The organism is Rhizobium phaseoli (assembly GCF_010668805.1).
GTDB lineage: Bacteria > Pseudomonadota > Alphaproteobacteria > Rhizobiales > Rhizobiaceae > Rhizobium > Rhizobium phaseoli_A.
Genome location: NZ_WUFT01000006.1, coordinates 295926 through 316992, shown reverse-complemented (window position 1 = coordinate 316992; position 21067 = coordinate 295926). Strand labels below are relative to the sequence as shown.

General features: G+C 61.9%; 19 protein-coding genes. 8 read left to right on the top strand and 11 right to left on the bottom strand.

All coding sequences use genetic code 11. The features are described from left to right. Positions 1-53: 53 nt before the first annotated feature. Positions 54-2573, bottom strand: a complete 2520-nt coding sequence (locus tag GR197_RS12060; RefSeq protein ID WP_164009642.1) for a hypothetical protein — start codon at positions 2571-2573, stop codon at positions 54-56. Positions 2574-2757: 184 nt separating this feature from the next. Between GR197_RS12060 and GR197_RS12055 the strand changes: the two genes are divergently transcribed. After that, positions 2758-3804, top strand: a complete 1047-nt coding sequence (locus GR197_RS12055; protein ID WP_164009640.1) for a LacI family DNA-binding transcriptional regulator — start codon at positions 2758-2760, stop codon at positions 3802-3804. On the opposite strand, the gene GR197_RS12050 is transcribed toward GR197_RS12055, so the two are convergent. From GR197_RS12050 to GR197_RS12030, 5 genes are read right to left on the bottom strand one after another with little or no spacing between them, the layout of a single operon-like run. Further along, positions 3791-4534 carry an ABC transporter ATP-binding protein gene (locus tag GR197_RS12050; protein ID WP_164009638.1) on the bottom strand — a complete coding sequence of 248 codons (744 nt, stop codon included), beginning with the start codon at positions 4532-4534 and terminating at the stop codon, positions 3791-3793. The two genes, GR197_RS12055 and GR197_RS12050, sit on opposite strands and share 14 nt — an antisense overlap. Then, positions 4531-5376 (bottom strand): ABC transporter ATP-binding protein, encoded by an 846-nt coding sequence (locus tag GR197_RS12045; RefSeq protein ID WP_164009684.1) that lies wholly within the window; start codon positions 5374-5376, stop codon positions 4531-4533. Before GR197_RS12045 ends, GR197_RS12050 begins: the two co-directional genes overlap by 4 nt. Before the next feature lies 1 nt (position 5377). Then, on the bottom strand, positions 5378-6280 hold the full coding sequence (locus tag GR197_RS12040) for an ABC transporter permease (RefSeq protein WP_164009636.1): 903 nt from the start codon (positions 6278-6280) through the stop codon (positions 5378-5380). Beyond that, the gene (locus GR197_RS12035) at positions 6277-7305 is read right to left on the bottom strand and encodes an ABC transporter permease (protein WP_164009633.1); all 1029 of its coding nucleotides are present in this window, start codon (positions 7303-7305) and stop codon (positions 6277-6279) included. The genes GR197_RS12040 and GR197_RS12035 overlap by 4 nt, the downstream gene beginning before the upstream one ends. A 21-nt stretch (positions 7306-7326) precedes the next feature. Then, a complete protein-coding gene (locus GR197_RS12030; RefSeq protein ID WP_164009631.1) occupies positions 7327-8922 on the bottom strand; it encodes an ABC transporter substrate-binding protein in 1596 nt (531 codons plus the stop codon). 134 nt (positions 8923-9056) lie between these two features. On the opposite strand from GR197_RS12030, the gene GR197_RS12025 reads away from it, so the two are divergent. The 3 genes from GR197_RS12025 (at position 9057) to kdgD (ending at position 11765) form a co-directional block, all read left to right on the top strand. After that, positions 9057-9767 carry a FadR/GntR family transcriptional regulator gene (locus tag GR197_RS12025; protein WP_164009629.1) on the top strand — a complete coding sequence of 237 codons (711 nt, stop codon included), beginning with the start codon at positions 9057-9059 and terminating at the stop codon, positions 9765-9767. Positions 9768-9832: 65 nt separating this feature from the next. Continuing rightward, on the top strand, positions 9833-10807 hold the full coding sequence (locus tag GR197_RS12020; protein WP_164009627.1) for a mannonate dehydratase: 975 nt from the start codon (positions 9833-9835) through the stop codon (positions 10805-10807). Between the two features lie 31 nt (positions 10808-10838). After that, positions 10839-11765 carry a 5-dehydro-4-deoxyglucarate dehydratase gene (gene kdgD / locus GR197_RS12015; RefSeq protein WP_164009625.1) on the top strand — a complete coding sequence of 309 codons (927 nt, stop codon included), beginning with the start codon at positions 10839-10841 and terminating at the stop codon, positions 11763-11765. A 140-nt stretch (positions 11766-11905) separates the two neighbouring features. Here kdgD and GR197_RS12010 read toward each other — a convergent pair whose 3' ends face one another. From GR197_RS12010 to GR197_RS11995, 4 genes are all read right to left on the bottom strand, one after another. Next, positions 11906-12979, bottom strand: coding sequence for an ABC transporter ATP-binding protein (locus GR197_RS12010; protein ID WP_164009623.1), 1074 nt, complete (start codon positions 12977-12979; stop codon positions 11906-11908). Positions 12980-13002: 23 nt separating this feature from the next. Continuing rightward, positions 13003-13851 (bottom strand): carbohydrate ABC transporter permease, encoded by an 849-nt coding sequence (locus tag GR197_RS12005; RefSeq protein ID WP_164009621.1) that lies wholly within the window; start codon positions 13849-13851, stop codon positions 13003-13005. Further along, positions 13844-14782, bottom strand: coding sequence for a carbohydrate ABC transporter permease (locus tag GR197_RS12000; protein WP_164009620.1), 939 nt, complete (start codon positions 14780-14782; stop codon positions 13844-13846). The genes GR197_RS12005 and GR197_RS12000 overlap by 8 nt, the downstream gene beginning before the upstream one ends. An 85-nt stretch (positions 14783-14867) precedes the next feature. Then, complete coding sequence (locus GR197_RS11995; protein WP_164009618.1) at positions 14868-16172, bottom strand: ABC transporter substrate-binding protein; 1305 nt, start codon at positions 16170-16172, stop codon at positions 14868-14870. A 201-nt stretch (positions 16173-16373) separates the two neighbouring features. On the opposite strand from GR197_RS11995, the gene GR197_RS11990 reads away from it, so the two are divergent. The 3 genes from GR197_RS11990 to GR197_RS11980 are packed head-to-tail and all read left to right on the top strand — an operon-like array spanning position 16374 to position 19366. Further along, the gene (locus GR197_RS11990) at positions 16374-17573 is read left to right on the top strand and encodes an ROK family transcriptional regulator (protein ID WP_164009616.1); all 1200 of its coding nucleotides are present in this window, start codon (positions 16374-16376) and stop codon (positions 17571-17573) included. A 33-nt stretch (positions 17574-17606) separates the two neighbouring features. Continuing rightward, the gene (locus tag GR197_RS11985) at positions 17607-18707 is read left to right on the top strand and encodes a Gfo/Idh/MocA family protein (protein ID WP_164009614.1); all 1101 of its coding nucleotides are present in this window, start codon (positions 17607-17609) and stop codon (positions 18705-18707) included. Positions 18708-18724: 17 nt separating this feature from the next. Further along, on the top strand, positions 18725-19366 hold the full coding sequence (locus tag GR197_RS11980) for a ThuA domain-containing protein (protein WP_164009612.1): 642 nt from the start codon (positions 18725-18727) through the stop codon (positions 19364-19366). Between the two features lie 173 nt (positions 19367-19539). Here the strand turns inward: GR197_RS11980 and GR197_RS11975 are convergent, their stop codons facing one another. Then, entirely contained in the window at positions 19540-20019 is a 480-nt protein-coding gene (locus GR197_RS11975; RefSeq protein WP_012557618.1) for a DUF2938 domain-containing protein, read from the bottom strand. 242 nt (positions 20020-20261) lie between these two features. On the opposite strand from GR197_RS11975, the gene GR197_RS11970 reads away from it, so the two are divergent. Next, positions 20262-21059: a creatininase family protein gene (locus tag GR197_RS11970; protein ID WP_164009610.1), complete on the top strand. Its 798-nt coding sequence runs from the start codon at positions 20262-20264 to the stop codon at positions 21057-21059. The last annotated feature ends 8 nt before the right edge of the window (positions 21060-21067 follow it).

Here is a 21067-nt window from a genome sequence, read left to right as displayed (position 1 = left end):
TGACCGATGAATTGCTGTGTCCGGCCGGATCCTCCACCTGCCGGGCATGTCGTCTATGAGGCCGCGCGCCGAGGCTGCCTGCCTGGTATCTCAAGATGTACCGCGTCTCCCCGCACCGACCAGTCCGACGGGCGAAGAATGCGGCCTTCTGCGCGCACGGTGCCGTCCGCCTCGAAGACGACCTGGCCATAGTCCGGATCGACCAGGACCAATGCGCCCTCGTTGTCGCGGCGGGCCGAAAGCGTCGCGAAACGCGTCAGCATGCCATCAAGGTTGCCTTCGCGGCCGACATCGGAGAGACGAACGATCCAGCGGCCGTTGCGGCCTGAGAGGCGCAGCTCGACATCCGTCGTTGGGCCGTGTTTCACCGGTTCGAGCACACCGTTGCCGATCAGCATCGCAAGCCCGTTGCCGGCGCGGGCAAGCGCCAGATTGCCGTCGACCACCGTGTCGTCGAAGGCTTCGAGCGGGAACCAGGCATGGGTGAAATCCGGCTGGCCCTCGTGGATCTCGAAATCGAGGATCGCCAGATCGCGATATTGGTGCACACGCGGCAGCGTTCCGCAGCCGCCCCAGAAGCTCGGCCGGCCGTAACCGAACTGGCTGGTTTCGCCGGGATGGTTGATCCAGATCTGCGCTTCCGGCCGGTCACCTAAGCGCAGATGCAGCACCGTCTCCTGATAACCCCAGGCGCCGGGGCGATAATGGGCGATGGTGCCGAGTGCGGTGTCGCGCGTCTTGTAGTGATAGAGCGCGGCGAAACAGTTCTCGCCTTGCGAAAACGTCCATTCCTGGGCATCGTCGGACTGGTGCGCGGCGATTTCGGCAAGTGCTTCTGGAAAACGTAGGCCGTGATCGCGGATGCAGACGGCAAGCTGCGGCAGGGAGTGGACGCGCCGGCCATACCAGCCGCGGCCCCAGAGCAGCCTAGAAATGGCCGACAGTTCGACCGAGCGGCCGGGGCGCAGCGTGTGTTCATAGGAGCGGCCCTGGCTGCCGGTCAGCATGCCGTGATGGGCCGAACGGGCGACGATCGCCATCAGCCGGACAATGCTGGCATTCGCCCGGGCGCGGATCGTCTCGTCCGGCGCGCAGGCGGCAAGCGCCGTCAGCCCCTTGAGGTCGATCGGGAAATAAGGAACGGAATTCCACTCGGCCATCTCCCAGCGCTCGAAATGATCGAGCCAGGCGCGGACCCGCTCTTCGCCGACCTTCATCTGCGCGGCGCCGGTGCGGCCGGAGCGGACGAAGACGGCTTGGGGGAAAAGCCGGCCGCCGAGATAGGCGGCGGTGTGGAAGAGCAGCGCATGGTTTTCCGAAAAATACCATTGAACGTCGTTGCCCGGCTCGTCCATCCAATAGCGGTAATTGAGGACCGCTTGCTGGATCCTGTCGCGCAGACCTTGCGACAGCAGATCGCTCCAGCGGGTATAGGCAAAGAGCAGCGGCACCAGCACGAAGTCGGCGCAGTCGTGGCAATCCTCGATGACCGGAAGCATGGCCGAGATCATCGCCTCGGTTTCCTCGCCGCCCTGCCCCAACGCCAGACGCGCGAAAGCGCAGACCGTGTCGGGCTCGGAATGGGCGGCGACTTCTCCAAGCGCCTCGGCGACGCGGTCCTCCAGAGCGGCGGGCGCTTGCCCCTGGCGGTGAGGATGACAGATCTCGACGCCAAGGGTGCGGCCTAGGGAAAGTTCGCCTGTCTTGAAGGTGATGCGGAAATGGCGGAAATCGGCGGGCATATCAGCCGAGGTGCCAAGCGCCAGCTTGGTAGCGCCCGCTTCCAGCGAGAAATCATAATCGAAGCGCTCGCTCGACATGAAGTCGCCTTCGATCTCGACATGGCAGCTCAGCGCCACCGGCAGCGGCACGGGGAAAAGGATCGTCACATCCTCGCCGAGATAGGCGGTGCGGTCGAAGCGCATGCCTTCGAGGATCGCCTCCAGCGTGTCTGCAGCAACGGCGGCGATCGGAACGGGAATCGATGTTTCGACCTCCGGCCCGTCGAGATAATCCAGCTGGAAATAGAAGCGGGCGTCGCGCTCGGCGAGATCGTCGAAATAGACGCGGATCTCGTTGAGGCCCGCCGTCAGTTCGACCTCGAAAAGCTGCTGGGCTTCCAGATTACGCTGGTAGGGCCCCATGAAGCCCTGCTCGCGGCCATTGACGAAGAGGATGGCGCCGCCGCAGGTCGACAGGCGAAGCGTGGCTCGCCCGGCTGAACGGGCATCGAGGAAGGTGCGTGCCCAGCAGCCGATGCGGGACGGGCGAAACCAGAAGCCGGAGAGATCGACACGCGGCGAGGCAAAGGGCAACCACCAGCGGACAGGTTCGAATTCGGCGGTCGGTTGCGGTCTTCCGCCGGAGAAGGATTTTTTGAATTCGGTGCGACAGGGATATTCGTGCGGGATGAAGTTCTTCGTCTTGGTGACGAAGAAAAACGGATCCATCCTGCCTTCCATCGGCCGGTCGGCGACGTCGTAGCGCTGCTGCGAGAGATGGCCGAGCTGCCAATAGACGATCGGGCTCTGCTTGCCGGTGGCGCGGCGAAGATGGGATTTCTCAGCGGTCATGCTTCAGCTCGTTCGAGCCGTGGGACGTCGGAAACGCCGGCGCATGGACTGGCGGTAAGCCGCATCTTCAAAGCCTCCCTGCTCTGCCGCTTGCCGCGGCTCCTCTTGGGCAATTGTGCATAGGCATTGTGTTTGCGCAATCTGAAAGATTTTTGCATAAAGGAATGGGAGCGAGGAGAACGACATGGCAGCGGACGAGAAAAAAGGCCGGCGCACGCGTCTCGACGATATCGCCGCCCGGTGCGGCGTGTCGATCAGCACGGTCTCTCGCGCCTTGGCCGGCGAAAAAGGCGTCCGGCCTGATATCCGCAAGCTGGTGCTGGAAACGGCAAGTGCCGTCAGCTACGCCGTGCCGGGAAGCGTTGCCGGCAAAAAGGTCATGCTCGTCGCCTCCGGCGCGGCGATGATCGATTATGTCCGCAATCAGTTCACGCTCTATGTGCTCGAAGGCTTGAATGCGCGTGCGGCGGCCCTCGGCATCGAGCTGGCGATGCGTCCGGTCGCCGACAAGGGGGATGAAGCGCGCGTCGTCGCCGAGATGCGGGATGATCCGAGTTTCGGCGGCATGCTGATCCTGACCGTCGATGAGGAGGATATGCTGGCGGCAGCCGCCGGTCTCGGCAAACCCGTCGTGCTCGTCAATAGCGACGATCCCTATATGCGGCTTTCGAGTGTGACGCCCTGCAACCGCTCGGCCGCCTTCATTGCCGCCGAGCACCTGATCAAGGCGGGGCATGAATGCATCCTGTTCATGCTGCGGCCGGGACGGCGAACGATCGAGCGGCGCCTGGAAGGCTGGCGCGATGCCCTGCAGCATCATGGGCTGAAGGCCGATGCCGATCTGGTGCTCGAGGTCGACGACTGGCTGCCGGAACTCGGCGCCGAGGCTCTCACCCGACTTGTCCGCGACAAAGGCCTCTCCTTCACCGCCGTTCTGACGGCGGGCGATAGTCTTGCCAATGGCGCCGTGCGCGGGTTGCAGGCGATGGGTTATGCCGTACCGCAGGATATCTCCGTCATGGGCATCGACGACCTGCCGCAGTCGGCCTTTCTCGCTCCGCCGCTGTCGACGGTGCATATTCCGATGCGCGAACTCGGCGCCACCGCGCTCGATCTCTTGCGCGACATGATGCTCGGCCTTGCCGCCCCTCGGCGCCGCGTCGAGCTAGCCTGCCATCTCGTCGAAAGGGGTAGCGTCGCAGCCGTCAGCCGAAATATCAGGCTTCGATGAAGCTCGCTTCGAACAGTTCGCGCGCATAGGCATCATGCGTGACGCCGGCCTGCAGATCCTCTCTGGTCAGTTCGTCGACGAAAAGACCGTTCTTCATGATCAACACACGGTCGCACATATGGGCGATGACGGCGAGGTCGTGGCTGACGAGCAGATAGGTCAGTCCCTTTTCCTCACGCTGATCGGCAAGCAGGTTGAGAATTTCGGCCTGGACCGAGACATCGAGCGCCGATGTCGGCTCGTCGAGCAGCAGGATCGGCGGTGACAGGATCAGCGCCCGGGCAATCGCCACGCGCTGCCGCTGACCACCGGAAAGCTCGTGCGGAAAACGATTGGCGAAGCTCGCCGGCAGTCCCACCTGGATCAAGGCCTTTTCGACCTTCGACCAGATATCGGAATGGCCCATGGCGCGTAACGGTTCGGCCAAGGCGGTGCCGATGCGATGGCGCGGATGCAGGGATCCGTACGGGTCCTGAAACACCATCTGGGCAAATTTCAGCTCTTCGCGGGAGCGCTGCTTGCCAATCGGTCTGCCGCCGAGCTCGATCTGCCCGGTCCAGCCGGCCTCCATTCCGGCAAGGCAACGCAGCACCGTCGATTTGCCGCAGCCGGATTCGCCGACAATGCCCAGCGTCTCCCCCTGCTTGACCTGAAAACTGATGCCCCTGACGACGTGATTGCTCGATTTGCCGGAGGCAAAGACGACATCGAGGTCGCGGACATTGATCATTGCGCCGTCTCCAGATCGAGTTTGGCCCTGTCGAGAACCGCCAGCCGGCGAACCGGGTTCTTCGGGTCGGGCAGCGCGGCTATCAGCCCGCGGGTATAGGGATGGCGCGCATCGTCGAGACTGGTCAGGGTCTCGACGATGCGGCCGGCATACATGACGATGATGCGCTCGCAGAAGGCGGCCACCATGCGAATATCGTGGCTGATCAACAGCAGGCCGGAATTGTTCTCGCGCACCAATTCATCGAGCAACAGCAGCACGTCCTTGCGAACGCTGACATCGAGCGCCGAGGTCGGTTCGTCGGCAATGACCAGCTTCGGCCGCGCCAGCAGCATCATGGCGATCATCACGCGCTGACCCATGCCGCCGGATATCTGATGGGGATAAAGCGCCATGACCCGGTCCGCATCGCTGATGCGCACCCGCTCCAGCATGGCGCGGGCAGCGTCAAGCGCCTGGGCCTTGCCAAGACCGAGGTGAAGGCGTGCGGCCTCGGCGACCTGCTTGCCGATCGATAGCACCGGATTCAGCGAATAACGCGGATCCTGCATGATCAGCGCGATATCCTTGCCGCGAAGCGCGCCCATTTGCCGCTCGCTCTTGGAAAGCAACGGATCGCCGCCGAGATCCAGGCGCTCGGCGGTGACGACCGCTGCCGGCGGCAGCAGGCGCATGATGGCGCGGCCCGTCGTCGATTTGCCGGAACCGGATTCTCCGACGATGCCGACACGTTCGCGCCCGACGTCGAAACTGACATTGGAGACGGCGGGCACGGCGCCGCGCCCGAAGCGAACGCTCAATCCTTTGACGGACAGAACGGGTTGCAGATCATGGTCATTCATTTCACGATCTGGCATGGCGAGGATCCAAAAGGTCGCGCAGAGCATCTCCGGCGATGTTGAAGGCAAGGCTGGTGAGAAGGATGGCGACACCCGGCATCACGGCAACCCACCAGTAATCCAGCATGAACTTGCGGCCGCTGGAGATCATCGCGCCCCATTCCGGCGCCGGCGGCTGCGCACCGAGGCCGAGAAAGCCGAGTGAGGCTGCCGTCAGGATGATGCCGGCCATGTTAAGGGTCAGGCGAACGATGACTGAAGGAACGCACATCGGCGCGATATAGAGAAGAAGGATGCGCAACGGCGAGGCGCCATAAAGGCGGGCGGCGACCACATAGTCGGCGTTTCTGACGACCAGCGCCTCGGCGCGCGCCAGCCGGGCAATCGGCGGCCAGGCGGTCAGCGAGATCGCGATGATTGCCGTGGTCAGGCCGGCGCCGAGCGCTGCCGCAAAAGCCAGCGCCAGAATCAGCGACGGGAAGGACAGAACGATATCGGTGGCACGCATCAGCAGCGCGTCGGTGCGACCGCCGAAGAAGCCGGCGACGACGCCGATCAGCAGGCCGATCGGCCCGACGATCAGCGAGATCGAAAGCACGGTCTGGATGGTGATGCGCGTGCCGAAGATCAGGCGGCTTAGAATGTCGCGGCCGAATTCGTCGGTGCCGGCCCAATGCGCCAGACTCGGGGCATGTAAGGCATCGCCAAGCGACTGCACGACCGGATCATAAGGCGCCAGAAGCGGCGCGAAGATCGCGATCAGGCACAGCAAGCCGAGGATGACGAAACCGGCCAGGCCAAGCGGCTCGGCAGCCAATTTGCGGCCGGCGCGCGCAAACGACGCCGCGATGCGGTTCGACACGCTTGGCGGGCGGATCTGAATGTCGCTGCGGATGGCGTCACTCATCGGGCCGCCTCCCGCATGCGCGGATCGAAGACGGCGTAAGCGACGTCGGCGAGGAAGTTTAACAGCATGAAGATGAATCCCACGATGATAGTGCCGGCCACGATGGCGTTCATGTCGCCGATCATGAGGGCGTTCGTCATGTACTGGCCGATGCCCGGCCAGGAGAAGACGATCTCGGTGACGACAGCGCCTTCGAGCAGCCCGCCATAGGAAATGGCCAGGATGGTGATCAGCTGCACGGCAATGTTCGGCAGGACGTGGCGCCAGATCGTGCCGAAGGGGCTCACACCCTTGGCACGGGCTGCGATGACATAATCCTGGCTCAACTGCTCCAGGGTGAAGCTGCGTGTCATACGGGTGATGTAGGCCATCGCCGCATAGGCGAGGATGATGGCAGGCAGAATGATATGGCTGAGCGCATTCCAGAAGATTTCCGTCTCGCCCTGCAGCAGGCTGTCGATCAGCAACAGGCCGGTGCGCGGTGTGACGAGGCCTTCGTAGAAGACATCGATCCTGCCCGGCCCGCCGACCCAGTTGAGGCCGGCATAGAAGATGACGAGCCCGACGATGCCGAACCAGAAGACCGGGATCGAATGCCCGACGAGCGCGACCACCCGGGCCGTCTTGTCGATGAAGCTGTCGCGAAACAATGCCGCGACCAGGCCGAGCGGCACACCGACGAATGTCGAAATGATCACCGCCAGCGTCGCCAGTTCGAAGGTTGCCGGAAACGCCTGGGCGAGGTCTGAGGAGACCGGATTGCCAGTGAGCACGGCAGTGCCGAAATCACCATGCGCCAGCCCGTTCAGATAGAGGAAAAACTGCTGGTAAATCGGCAGATCGAGCCCCAGGCGGGCTCGCATCGCCGCATAGGCGGCGGGATCGGCGAGCTCGCCGACAATCGCGCCGACCGGATCGGTGGGCAGAACGCGGCCGATCACGAAGGTCACACAGAGGAGAATGAACAGGCTGACCAGCAAATGCGCCAGGCGTCGGCCAAATTCGGCTACGGAGAGTTCCTTCATGATCGGCTGCCTTAAGAGTCTTTACTGGGTTTCGACCTTGGTCACGTTCTCAAGACGCGTCATTTGAGACGGATGTCCGATATATCCCTGGACCTTGCCGGTCAGGACGATCGGCTCAAAGCGCTCGAACATCGGCAGCACGGCCGGCTTCTGTTCGACGAACATCTTCTGCATCTGAACGTAGAGTTCGCCGCGCTTCTTGGCGTCCGGCTCCATCGATGCTTTTGCGGTCAGCGCCGTCAGCTCGGGGATGTCCCAGGCCGAACGCCAGACGAAATTGCCGGCATTGTTGGCCTCTTTCGAGTTGTCGGGATTGGAGGAAAACTGCTCCATCGACCCCAGCACGTTCGGCATGTAGGCGCTGGTCTGCGGGATCAGCAGATCGAAATCCCTGGCGCGATGGGCGGCAATGATTTCCGAGCCGTTGCCCTGCTGGATGTCGATCTTGATGCCGACCTGGGCAAGCGATGCCTGGATGGCGGTGGCAAGATCGATGCGCGGCGTTTGCGCAATGGTCTTCAGCGTCAGCGAAAAGCCGTCCTTGTAGCCTGCCTCGCTCAGCAGCTGCTTGGACTTCTCAACGTTGAGCTGCCAATCCGGGCTCGGGATCGCATATTCGAAGTTCTCCGGAACGGGAACGGTTCGCGCCCGTCCGTAAGGCCCCATGATCGTCTTCTCGATGCCCTTGTAGTCGATGCCGTAGGCAATCGCCTCGCGGACCTTGGGATTGGCGAGGTACTGGTTGCCGGCATTCATCGACAGAACGTAGAAGCCGCCTGTCGGAATACGCTGGATGGCAAAGCCCTGCTTGGCTTGGAACGTCGCAAGATCGGAGGCCGTGAGCGCACTGGCAATATCGATATCGCCGCGCTCCAGCATCAGCCGCTCGACCTGGCTTTCCGGCACATGGCGGACGATGACGCGCTTCATCTTCGGAGCGCCGTCGACATAACCCTTGCTGGCGTCGAGAATGACAAGCTCGTTCGGAGACCAGCGATTGAGGGTGAACGGACCGGAGCCGGCCGAATGCGTCCGCATCCAGGCGTTGCCGTAGTCATTGTCGACGGCGTGGCTCTCGACCTCGACGCTGTCGACCACGCTGGTCGTCGTCGTCGTCAGCCGGTAGAGCAGAAGCTCCGCCGTCACTTGGTCGGAGAGATCGATCCGCACCGTCTGGTCGTCGACCGCCTTGACGAGCTTTTCGACATTGTTCTTGTCATAGCCGACGCGCTTGAGGTTGGCGGCAGCGGCCTGATCCATCTTCAAGAGCCGCGCCAGAGAATAGACCACGTCCTTCGATGTCACCGGGTTGCCGGAGGCGAAATTGGCCTTGCGCAACGTGAATGTGATGCCCTTGTCGTCAACCTTCCAGCTTTCCGCCAGCTGCGGAAGGATCTTACCATCAGCCGTGCTGGCGACCAGCCGGTCGTAAAGATTGGACATGATCTCGACGGCCTTGCCTTCGGTCGCCTGCTGCGGATCGAGGGACAGAACCTGAGCCAGCGATGTCCCGATCACCAATTGGTCCTGCGGGGTGGCGGCCTGCAGCTGCGGTGCGGCGATTGTCAAGGCGCCGAAAACGGCGCCGACGAACAAGCCTTTAGAAAAATGCTTCATTGTCACTCCTCCCTGGATTACTATAGGAGACATATTATGTCGCCCGTATGTCGTATTATGATCTATCGAAGTCTGATACGGTTGACAAGGCCCGAGCGGGAGACTTGAGTGCAAAGGGATTGGGGAACGGAAAAATGACGACACTCAGCCGTGGGCGAGAAAGACTGGCACAACAGGTCATCGACCAGCTGCGGGCGCAGATCGAGACGGGGAAGCTGCGGGTCGGCGACCAGCTGCCGACCGAGCCGCAGCTTGAAGCGACCTTCGGCGTCAGCCGCACCGTGGTGCGCGAGGCGATCGCCGATCTCAGGTCGGCGGGCTTCGTCAAGCCGATCCAGGGCAAAGGGGTGTTTGTCGCCGATCCGAAAGCGCATTCTCTCCTGTCATTGACGCCGGTGGAAATCAAAAGCATCCCTGAAACCCTTGAGTTGCTGGAGTTTCGCATGGCGGCCGAAGGTGAAGCGGCGGCAATTGCTGCTTATCGCCGCACCGCCGAGCAGGAGGCGGCCATTCGTGAAGCCAACCGCAGAATGGCAAATCTGATCGAGACCGGACAGCAGACGGTGGAGGCGGATTATGCGTTCCACATGGCGATTGCCGCCGCCACCAACAACCGATTCTATGTCGATGTCCTGCGCCAATTCGGCCCCAAGGCCATCCCCCGCGGCCAGTTTCCGACGCTGCCGGAGGCCAATGACCGCGACTATCTGCAAAAGGTTTATGCCGAACATGTTGAAATCCTGTCGGCCATCGCCGATCAGGATCCGGATCGCGCCCGCCAGGCGATGCGCGCCCATATGATGGCCAGCCAGCGTCGCTATCGGATGCTCTCCGAGCAGCAATAGGGCTCGACTCTCTCAGAAATTCATATTATGTCATATGACATTGTGTAATTTCGAAAGAGACTCAAATGTATCTGGGAACGCAGGTCGCAGCGCGGGATGACGACGATTATCGTATCTTCGCGCAACTGGGTGTGAAGCATATCAACGCCGACCCGCCGGGAAAACCGAGCAGGTGGACGCTCTCCGACCTCGAGCGCCATCGCGACAAGGTTGAAAGCTTCGGCCTGATCCTCGACATGATCCAACTGCCGTTGCCCTCGCAGCCGATCGAGAAGGCTTCCTATCCCGATATCCTGCTCGCCGGCCCCGATCGCGACAGGCAGATCGACGCCGTCTGCAAGCTGATCGAGAATACAGCGGCGGCCGGCATTCCTGCGGTGAAATACAATCTCAATCTGATCGGCATTCCGCGCACACCCGATGAACCGGGACGCGGCGGATCGATGAATGCCAGCTTCCGCTGGGACAAGACGGATCAGCAGGCCGAGCCCGGCCTTGCCGGCGTTCTATCGGAAGACGAAAACTGGGAACGGATCGATTATTTCCTCGAACGCGTCGTTCCTGTTGCCGAAAGCAATCGCGTCAGGCTCGCCTGCCATCCGCACGATCCCTATACGCCGCCCGGCTATCGCGGCGTCACGCGGGTGCTCGGCACTGTCGAAGGCCTGAAGAAATTCGTGCTGATGCGCGAAAACCCCTATCACGGCCTCAATTTCTGCCAGGGCTCGATCGGCGAGATGCTTGAAAATCCCGGCGAGGAGATCGACGACATCATTCGCTGGTTCGGTCAGCGCAACAAGATCTTCAACGTTCACTTCCGCAACATACGCGGCGGCAAGCTCTCGTTCATGGAAACCTTCCTCGACGAGGGCGACATGGACATGGTCCGCTCGGCCAGGATCTACAAAGAGGTCGGCTACAAATATATGCTGATGCCCGACCACGTGCCGACGGTCAGCGGCAAGGACCCTTCCGCCACCGCCTTTGCCTTTTGCTACGGCTATATCGCAGCCCTTCTGCAGACGCTCGAAAGCGCCTGAACGGTCAACATTCAACAAAGAACAGGACTTGATGATGAACCCGATTGAATTGAAGAAGGCCGTCGGTAGCGGTCTCCTCTCGTTTCCGGTGACGCATTTTGACGATCAGCTGAAATTCGACGAGCCGAAGTACCGCCGCCATGTCGAGTGGCTTGCGGGCTACGATGCGGCTGCGCTGTTTGCCGCCGGCGGCACCGGAGAGTTCTTCTCCCTCAATCCGGCCGAGATTCCGCAGGTTATCAGGGCCGCCAAGGCCTCGGCCGGCAAGACGCCGATCATCTCAGGCACCGGCTACGGCACGTCGCTCGCCATCGAGATCGCCCAGGCGGCCGAGAAGGCCGGCGCCGACGGATTGCTGCTGCTGCCGCCCTATCTGATGTTTGCGGAACAGGCCGGCCTCGTCGCCCACGTCAAGGCGGTCTGCCAATCGGTCGGCATCGGCGTCATCGTCTATAATCGCGACAATGCCGTCCTGACAGCCGAAAGCATTGCCCGGCTTGCCGACGAATGCCCGAACCTGATCGGTTTCAAGGATGGCGTCGGCGATGTCGACAAGGTCATCGAGATCACGACGCTGCTTGGCGACCGTCTGGTCTATGTCGGCGGCATGCCGACCCATGAGGTCTATGCCCAGGCCTATTTTGCCGCCGGCGTGACGACCTATTCCTCGGCGGTCTTCAACTTCGTGCCGGCGCTGGCCCAGCGCTTTTATGGCGCCTTGCGCACCGGCGATCAAGCGACCGTCGACGAGATCCTGAAGGGCTTCTTCTTCCCCTTCGTCGCCTTGCGCAACCGCAAGAAGGGCTATGCCGTCTCGATCATCAAGGCCGGCCTCCGCGTCCTTGGGCAGAACCCCGGCCCGGTGCGGCCGCCGCTGACGGATCTCACCCAGGAAGAACTGGCGCTCTTGGATAAGATCGTCCAGGCCAACGGCGTCTCGCGGATCGCGGCGGAATAGTCGCTGGCTGTCTTTATCAGCAGTTAGGACCGCCGGGCTTGCTCGGCGGTTTTGTCGTTGTCCGGCATCGTGAATTCGCGCCTACGGCATGTCGCGCAAAAAACGCGCAGCAGTTTTGCCATAACGACAAGCGATCCGCTTCAGAGCGCCACGCCGCTGCCGCGGTCGAAAACGTGCACCTGGTCGCTGGCAATGCTTGCTTCGAACACGGCGCCGTAACGGACGGGGTATTCGCCGTCGACGATGGCGGTCACCTGCTGTCCGGCAAGGTCGAAAACCACATGGGTCTGGGCGCCGGTGGGTTCGACCAGCATGGTGCGACCGGCAAGCGGCGTTCCGGCTGATATGCCGGGAACGAGGTGTTCGGGGCGCAGGCCGATGGTGACGGCCTGACCGCGCTTGACCTTGCGGTCGGGCGCGATGCGGATTGCCGTGCCGTCTTCGAGGCGGGCGGCGGGTTCGCCGTTTTCGCCCTCCACGGTGCCGTCGAGCATGTTCATCGCCGGTGATCCGATGAAGGCGGCGACGAAGAGATTGGCGGGCTTCCGGTAAAGTTCGAGCGGCGTGCCCTGCTGCTCCACCCTGCCCTGATTGAGCACGGCGATGCGGTCGGCGAGCGTCATCGCCTCGATCTGGTCGTGGGTGACGTAGATCGAGGTCGTCTTCACCTTCTGGTGCAGCGTCTTGATTTCCGAGCGCATCTGCACGCGGAGTTTCGCATCGAGGTTGGAGAGCGGCTCGTCGAACAGGAAGACGGCCGGATTGCGCACGACGGCGCGGCCCATGGCAACGCGCTGGCGCTGGCCGCCGGAAAGCTGGGCCGGCTTGCGGTCGAGCAGTTGGGCAAGGTCGAGCATGCGCGCGGCCTCGGCGACGCGGATCTCGATCTGCGGCTTGGCCACGCCGGCGAGCTTCAAGTTGAAGCCCATGTTCTCAGCCACGGTCATGTGCGGATAGAGCGCGTAGGACTGGAAGACCATGGCGATGTTGCGTTCACGTGGGGTCATGGCGTTGACCACCTTGCCGCCAATGGAGATCTCGCCATCGGTGATTTCCTCGAGGCCGGCGATCATCCGCAGCAGCGTCGATTTTCCGCAGCCGGAAGGCCCGACCAAGGCGACGAATTCCCCATCCTGAATATTGAGCGAGATGCCATGGATGACATCGACGGCGCCATAGGTCTTACGGATATCGTTCAGTTCAACGGATGCCATAAATGCACCTCCAAGGGTTCGGCTCAGGACTTGACAGCGCCGGCGGTCAGGCCGGCGATGATGTGTCGCTGGGCGACGAAAAAGACGATGATGGTGGGAAGGATGGTCAGTGTGATGAAGGCCAGCACCAGCTGCCATTCGGTACCGTACTCGCCGCGATAGACCATGATGCCGAGCGGCCAGGGATATTTGGATTCGGAGTTCAGCATGATCAGCGGCAGGATGTAGCTGTTCCAGCTGCCGACGAAGGAGATGATGCTGACGGTGGCGACGATCGGCCGGGAAAGCGGCAGCGAGATATGCCAGAAGAATCTGAGATAACCGCAGCCGTCGACGAAGGCTGCCTGAAACAATTCTTCCGGAAGGTTGCGAAAGTAGTTTCTAAACAAAAGGATGCTCATGCCGAGGCCGAAGGCCACCTGCGGCAGAACCACGCCCCAATAGGTATCGAGCAGGCCGAGATCGCGGATGCGGATGAAGAGCGGCAGGATTGCGGTTGCCGCCGGAAACATCAGGCCGAGCAGGAAATAGTTGAGCAGGAAGGACGAGCCGAAGAAGCGGACATGGGCAAAGGCGAAGGCCGCCATCGACGAGACGATCAGCGTCAAGAGCACGGTGAGCGCGGCAATAACCAGCGAATTGCCGATCTGCAGCCAGTAGCGTTCGCCGAACAGAATGTCGGTATAGTTTGCCCATTGCCATTCCGTCGGCATTCCGAAGGGGTTGGTGCGCAGGTCGCCCAGCGTCTTGAAGCCGCCGAGCGCCGTCGTCAGCAGCGGCACCAGCACGATCGCGGCAATCAGGCTCAGCGACACGTAGAGATAGACGCGGGTGGAGGTGCGCATGCGGATGGAAGAGCTCATATCAGTCATGGCGCATGAAGATCCTTTTGTAACCGAAGGCGAGCGTGACGCAGATGATGAACAGCACCACGCCGACGGCGCTGCCGAGGCCGACCTGCATGCGCATGACGCCGTAGGTGTAGAGGAAGGTGACCATCGTCTGCGTTGAGTTGGACGGCCCGCCGCCGGTGAGCGGCATGATCATGTCGAAGAGCTGCAGCGAGCCGACGACGGCAAAGAAGATCGACAGGCGCAAGGTCGAGCCGAGCAGCGGCAGCGTGACATAGCGGAACTTCTGCCAGCCGGTGGCGCCGTCGATTTCGGCTGCCTCCAGCACGCTCTTGTCGACCGATTGCAGGCCGGCGATGAACAGCATCATGTGAAAACCGAAATATTTCCAGACGATGACCCCGAGCACGGCATAGATCGCCACATCCTTGTCGGCGAGCACGTAGGGGTTGGCGAAACCGAAAAAGTTGGAAATAGCGGCAAACAGGCCGTAGTCGCCATCATAGACGAAGCGCCAGATCAGGCCGGCGGCAACGTCGGCCAGCACATAAGGCAGGAAGAAGATCAGGCGGTAGCCGACGACACCGGGAATGCGGTGGGCCAGCATTGTCGCAAGCCAGATGGCCAGCGGCACCTGGATGCAGATCGAGATGACGATGATCAGGCCGTTATTGAACAGCGCCTGGGTGAAAGCCGCATTTCGAAACAGAACCTGGAAATTGCGGAGCGCGATGAACTCGGTCGGCGTTCCGTAGCCGTTCCACTTGTAGAGGCTGTACCAGGCCGCCTCGCCCATCGGCAGGATGACGAAGAGCGTGAACAACAAGAGCGCCGGCGGCAGAAAGATCAACAGCACCGTCAGCCGGTCATGGGCGACCGAGCTCCTGCTGTTTGCGGCTTTTCGGGCCGGCCGTACGGCTGAGGTCATCGAGGGGACAGAAATATTGGCCATGGGTCCTGCTTTCGCATATCGTCGGCAGCAATGCCGGCGCTCCCGCTCTTAGCTGGGAGCGCCGGGAAGGGTCTGCGGGCGCTGGTTATTGTTCCAGTTCGAAAGCGTCCTGGATCATCTGGGCGCCGTCCTTGGAATTCATCTGGCCGGAGACGATTTCCACCGAGACGTCGTTGACGACACGGCCGACGGCAGCACCGAGATCCTGGTCGAAGAAGTTCTGATGCCAGGTCGAACCTGCAAGCTGTTTGGCCGATTCGGCCAGCAGCGGGTTGACGACGCCATCATCGGCGCCGACGGCAACGGGCAGAAGCATGCCGGCCTTGGCCATCGCCCGCTCATTCTCCGCACTCGTCAGGAAAGCGAGGAAATCGATCGCTTCCTTGGAGGCCTTTTTGGTGACGGCCCAGCCGTTCAGACCGCCGAGCGTATCCGTCGGTTTGCCGGCGCCGCCATCGACCGTCGGGAAGACGAAACGGCCGATATTGTCGGGTGCCAGACCCTTGCCGTCGCCGGCATTCTTGCGCTGATTGGCTTCGGTTGCTTCAAAGCCGAGGATGATCGCCGCCTTGCCGTCACCGAAGACGCCGAGCGTCTGCGGCCAGGTCGCGCCGAGATAGCCGGGCTGGAAAGGTTCGAGCTTGCCGAGTTCGGCGAGATCGTCGCCGGCCTTGATGATGGCGGGATCGAGGAAACCTTCGCCCTCGCCGTTCTTGGCCGCGTCGAAGACCTTCTGGCCGCCTTCGCGCATGACGAGATAGCTCCAGTAGAAATGGATCGGCCATTTCTCACCGCCGCCGCCGGCGATCGGCACGATGCCTGCCGCCTTGATCTTCTTCACCGTGGCGAGAAAATCGCTCCAGTTCTTGATGTCCTCGGCTTTGACGCCGGCCTTGGCAAACAGCGCCTTGTTGTAGAAGAAGCTGACCAGACCGACCTTATAGGGAATGGCCCAGGTCTTGCCGTCAAAAGTCAGGCCGTTGACCGAGGCCGGGGTATAGGCGTTGCGCAGCTTGCCGCCATCGGCATCGAGGGCTGCCGTCACATCCAGCAGCGCGCCGGTCTCGGACTGCTGCTTCAAGACGCCGCCGCCCCAGCTGAAGAAGAAATCCGGCACGTCGTCGGATTGCAGCAATGTCGGGAGCTTCGCCTTGAAGGCCTCGTTTTCGAGGAACTGCATCTGGATATCGACGTCCGGGTGCTGGGCTTCGTATTTCTTGACGATGTCTTCCCAGGCCGCGACGTTTTTCGGGTCGAGCTCGAGATGCAGCCATTTCACCACCGTCGTCGCCGAGGCGGCGCCCGCTCCCGCCAGCAACAGGCCGGCTGCCGCGGCCATGGATACAATGCGCCTGCCGCCGAAAGCGGCGTTCTTCAGCATAAAATTCATTGATTTTCCTCCCAGGGGTCTATCCTCACAATTTTTCCCCTATGCGGATTAATTCACCGGAGCTTTCATCCAATGTCAACCCAATGCCGCTATTTTTATCAAATGCGCTTGACATGACCGCGAAATTGCCCGCTATTTATTTCGTACCCCGTTATAAATATTTGGGTTCCGCCCAACGAAACGCTTGCCTGGCTAGTTCTCATGAAGACCGCAGATCCCGAATTAATGCGCGCGATCAATCGCTTGAACGTGCTCGATACCGTCCGGCGCCATGGTCCGATCTCGCGGATCGAGATCAGCGAGCGCACCGAACTCTCCACCACCACGGTTTCCGCCATCACCGCCTCGCTTCTCGACGACGGGCTGATCCTGCCGCGTCACGAGGGCGATATCCGCAATGAGGCGGTGCGCGGCAGGCCGCGCGTGGCGCTGGAGCTCAATCCGGATGCGGCGCGGGTGGTTGGCGGCAAGATCGCCGCCAACCGGATGGTCTTCGTCGTCACCAATTTCCGCGGCGACGTGCTGTCGAAGCTGGCTTTGCCGATCCGTCTCGACCGGCAGCCGATCGGTGTCATTGCCGATCTGGTCGAGGATGGCGTCAGGCGCTGTGTCGTCGATGCCGGGCTGTCGCTTGAAGACGTCGACAGCGTCTGCCTCGGTTTTCCCGGCGTCATCGAGCACCGCACCGGCTATATCCGCAGCAGCCCGATCTTTCGCGACACCAATGTCGATTTCGCCTCCGAGATGTCGACGCGGCTTTCGACGCCAACCATCGTCGAAAGCGACGCTCACGCGATCACGCTCGGCCATCACTGGTTCGGCAAAGCCCGCGATCTTGAGGATATGGTGCTGATTTCACTGGAGCAGACGCTGGGGCTCGGCGTCCTGCACGGCAACAGCCTGTTTCGCGGCGCCGGCGGCCTCAGCCACAATCTCGGCGACCTCGTGCTCGGCATGGGGCCAAATGGCGTCGTTCGGCTGTCCAGCCAGGCCGGCGAAAGCGCAATCCTCGGCGAACAGCAGGCCGATGGGCGTTTTGCCGAAGCAATCCGGCTCGGGCGCGGTATGAACCATGCCCAGGCGCTGATCAAGGCCGATGACGACCGGCTGATCGGTGCTGCCATCCGCGCCGGCGAAGCGGTGGGATTGACGATTGCCAACATCGTGACGTTGTTTGCGCCGCCGCGGGTCATTCTGGTGGGGTCGAGCCTGGCGCTCGGCGAACCGTTTTTGAACAGCCTGCGCGATGCCTATGCGCTCGCCATCCCGCCGTCGCTGCGCGGCGTCAGCGAACTCGTCTTCGACGATTCGACCGACGATTTCTGGGCCCAGGGTGCGGCGGCGGTGGCGCTCTACGAACTCTACGAATCGCCCTGGAACACGACAGGGCCGGCGCTCTGACGAGCAGCACAATCAAGATGAATGGAGGACTTCATGGAAAAAGTCGGTGTCGGCATCATCGGATGCGGCAATATTTCGGGCGCCTATCTCAAGGCGATGGCATCCTTTCCCATTCTCGACATCCGCGGCGTCGCCGATCTCAACCGGGAATTGGCCGAGGCGAAGGCTAAGGAGTTCAACGTTCCCGCCAGATCGGTCGAGGAGCTTTTCGCCGACCCCAAGGTTGAGATCATCGTCAATCTGACGATCCCGAAAGCCCATGTCGCGGTTGCGCTGCAGGCGCTCGAAGCCGGCAAACATACCTATTCGGAAAAGCCGCTCGGGATTAATTTCGCAGAAGGGAAAAAATTGGCCGACGCCGCCAAAGCGCGGAATCTTCGCATCGGCGCTGCCCCCGATACCTTTCTCGGCGGCGGCCACCAGACGGCCCGCGCGCTGATCGACCAGGGCGTCATCGGCCAGCCGGTCGGCGGCTCGGCAAGCTTCATGTGCCCGGGCCATGAGCGCTGGCATCCGAACCCGGCCTTCTATTACGAAGTCGGCGGCGGGCCGATGCTCGATATGGGCCCCTATTACATCACCGATCTCGTCAATCTGCTCGGGCCGGTGTCCGAGGTTGCCGGCTTTGCGACGACGCCGCGCACAGAGCGGCTGATCACCAGTGAGCCGCGCAACGGCGAACATATTCCCGTGCATGTACCGACGCATGTCGCCGGCATGATGCGTTTTGAGAACGGCGCCGTCGTGCAGATCGCCATGAGCTTCGATGTCGCCGGCCACAAGCATGTGCCGCTGGAAGTCTACGGAACCGAGGGCACGCTGATTGTGCCCGATCCGAACAAGTTTGAAGGCCCTGTCGAATATCTGAAGAAGGGCGGTTCATTCGAGGACCAGCCGGTCACTGCACCCTATGCCGACGGCAACTACCGCTCGCTCGGCGTCGCCGACATGGCGCATGCGATCCGCTCCAACCGGCCGCATCGGGCCAATGGCGATCTGGCGCTGCACGTGCTCGAGGTCATGGAAGCGTTCCACACCGCGGCTGCGACCGGCAGGACGGTGACGATATCAACGGCAACGGAGCGCCCTGCCCCCTTGTCCGATTCCATCGTCGGCGGACGGCTGGCGAAATAATTTCAGGAGGAAAGACTATGCGTGAAGCACTGATCGTCTGGGGCGGCTGGAGCGGCCATGAGCCGCAGGAATGCGCCGAAGTCATCAAGACCATGCTCGAGGAGGACGGCTTCAAGGTCTATCTCGAACACGGCACCGAGGCGCTTGCAGACCCTTCCGTCCACGATCTCAGCCTCGTCGTGCCGATCATGACGATGTCGAAGATCGAGAAGGAGGAGGTCAAGAACCTCGCCGCCGCCATCGAGAGCGGCGTCGGCATCGCCGGTTATCACGGCGGCGCGGGCGATGCCTTCCGCGATTCGGTCGACTACCAGTTCATCATCGGCGGCCAGTGGGTGGCTCACCCCGGCAACATCATCGACTATACCGTCAACATTACCCGGCCCGACGATCCGCTAATGCAGGGTATTGCCGATTTCCCCTATACATCGGAGCAATATTACATGCATGTCGACCCCTCGAACGAGGTTCTGGCGACGACGAAGTTCACCGGCGACCACGCCTACTGGATCGACGGCGTCGTCATGCCCGTCGTCTGGAAGCGGAAATACGGCAAGGGCCGGGTTTTCTATTCCTCGCTCGGCCACCAGGCCAAGGAATTCGACGTGCCCGAGATGAAGACCATCTTCCGCCGCGGCGCCAATTGGGCGGCGCGGTAGGGCGAGGTTCGGACCGCAAAGATGCCCCTCACCCTAGCCCTCTCCCCGTTCTGACGGGGAGAGGGGACGTGCCCTGCGAGAGGTAGCGGGGAACCGAGAGGTCGCCACATATCCCCTTCTCCCCGCAGGCGGGGAGAAGGTGCCGGCAGGCGAATGAGGGGCAGGCCGCGATCTCAGCGAATGATCAGCGCCGTACCGTAGAGCCCCAACGCAAACACCGTATGCGCCAGCAGATTGAAGCACCGCACCTTGTTCGGGGTCGGATGTTTGGAAGCGGCCCAGCCGATGCCGAGGCCGGGTTGCAGCAGGAACCATCCTGCCCCGACGGTGAGAATGCCAAAGATCCAGGCGGGGAGGAATGTCGGGGCGGCAAGCCAGCCCTGCCCCATGATCAGCGCAAAGATCACGCCATAGAGAATGCCGACGGCATAGTGGCTGATCCAGCCGAGCGCCAGCTCATGCGCATAGGGCTCGGCATCGGCGATGCTGTCGTGAAAGATCTTGCCGCGGCGAAGGTGCCAGAACCAGCGGCCGACCGGGGCCCAGTTGGGCGCCGTCTGGCCGAAAAACTTGGTGAGCACGATCGCCCAGAGGTCCATGAGGATGGTTGCGCCGGCGCCGATCGCCAGGCCGCGCCACAGAATATCGAACATTGGGAATCACCGGAGAGCGTTGAATTGCAGAGGCGCCAGCAAACCATTGCAGACGCGTCGGCGCAATGGCTTCAGTGAATTCCTAGCCGCATCCAGCTCATGCAATGCTGGCCCCCTGCCCTCTGCACGGCCGCCATCGCTGCATCATCCGCAAAAAGGCATCGGTGCGGGCGCAAATTGATGCTTTTCGCGTGCAGCGATATTTCCTACTCACTGTTGAAACGGCAATGAGAGGTGTGGCGATGGCAATGCCATTTTACTGGAACGAACTGAACAGCTCCGATTTCGCCGGACTTTCACCCGATACGACCATTGCCATCCTGCCGATCGCCTCGACCGAACAGCACGGCCCGCACCTGCCGATCGCGACCGATGTGGCGATCGCCAACGGCATGCTGGCCGAACTGCGACAGCAGAAGCCCGACGACCTCGATTTCCTGGTCCTGCCGACGCAGGAGATCGGCAAGGCGAACGAACATATCTACGGGCCGGGAACGCTGTCGCTCGGCGCGGAGCTGCTCATTCCTGTCTGGACGGCGATCGGCGCCAAGGTTGCCGAAGCCGGTATCCGCAAGATGGTCATCGTCAATTCGCATGGCGGCAATGTCGACATTATGAGCATCGTCGCGCGCGAGTTGCGCGTCCGCTATCAGATGGCTGTCGTCTCGACGCAATGGGGCCGCTTCGGGCATCCCGAAGGCATGATCAGCGAAGACGAGCTGAAATACGGCATCCATGGCGGCGAGGTCGAGACCTCGCTGATGCTGCATTTCCGCCCCGATCTGGTGCGGATGGACAAGGCGCAGAATTTCACCTCCAAGGCCGAATGGATGCGCGGACAATCGCGATATATCCAGCCGCTGCCGCCGCATTCGCTTGCCTGGATCGCCCACGACCTCAATCCGGCCGGCGTCGTTGGTGACGCCTCGCGCGGAACGGTGGAGAAAGGCAAAGCGATCTGCCGCCATCAGGTCAGCGGCTTCATCGAGTTGCTGTCCGACCTGAAGCGCTACCCGCTTTCCAACCTCTATTCACAATAGTGCGGATG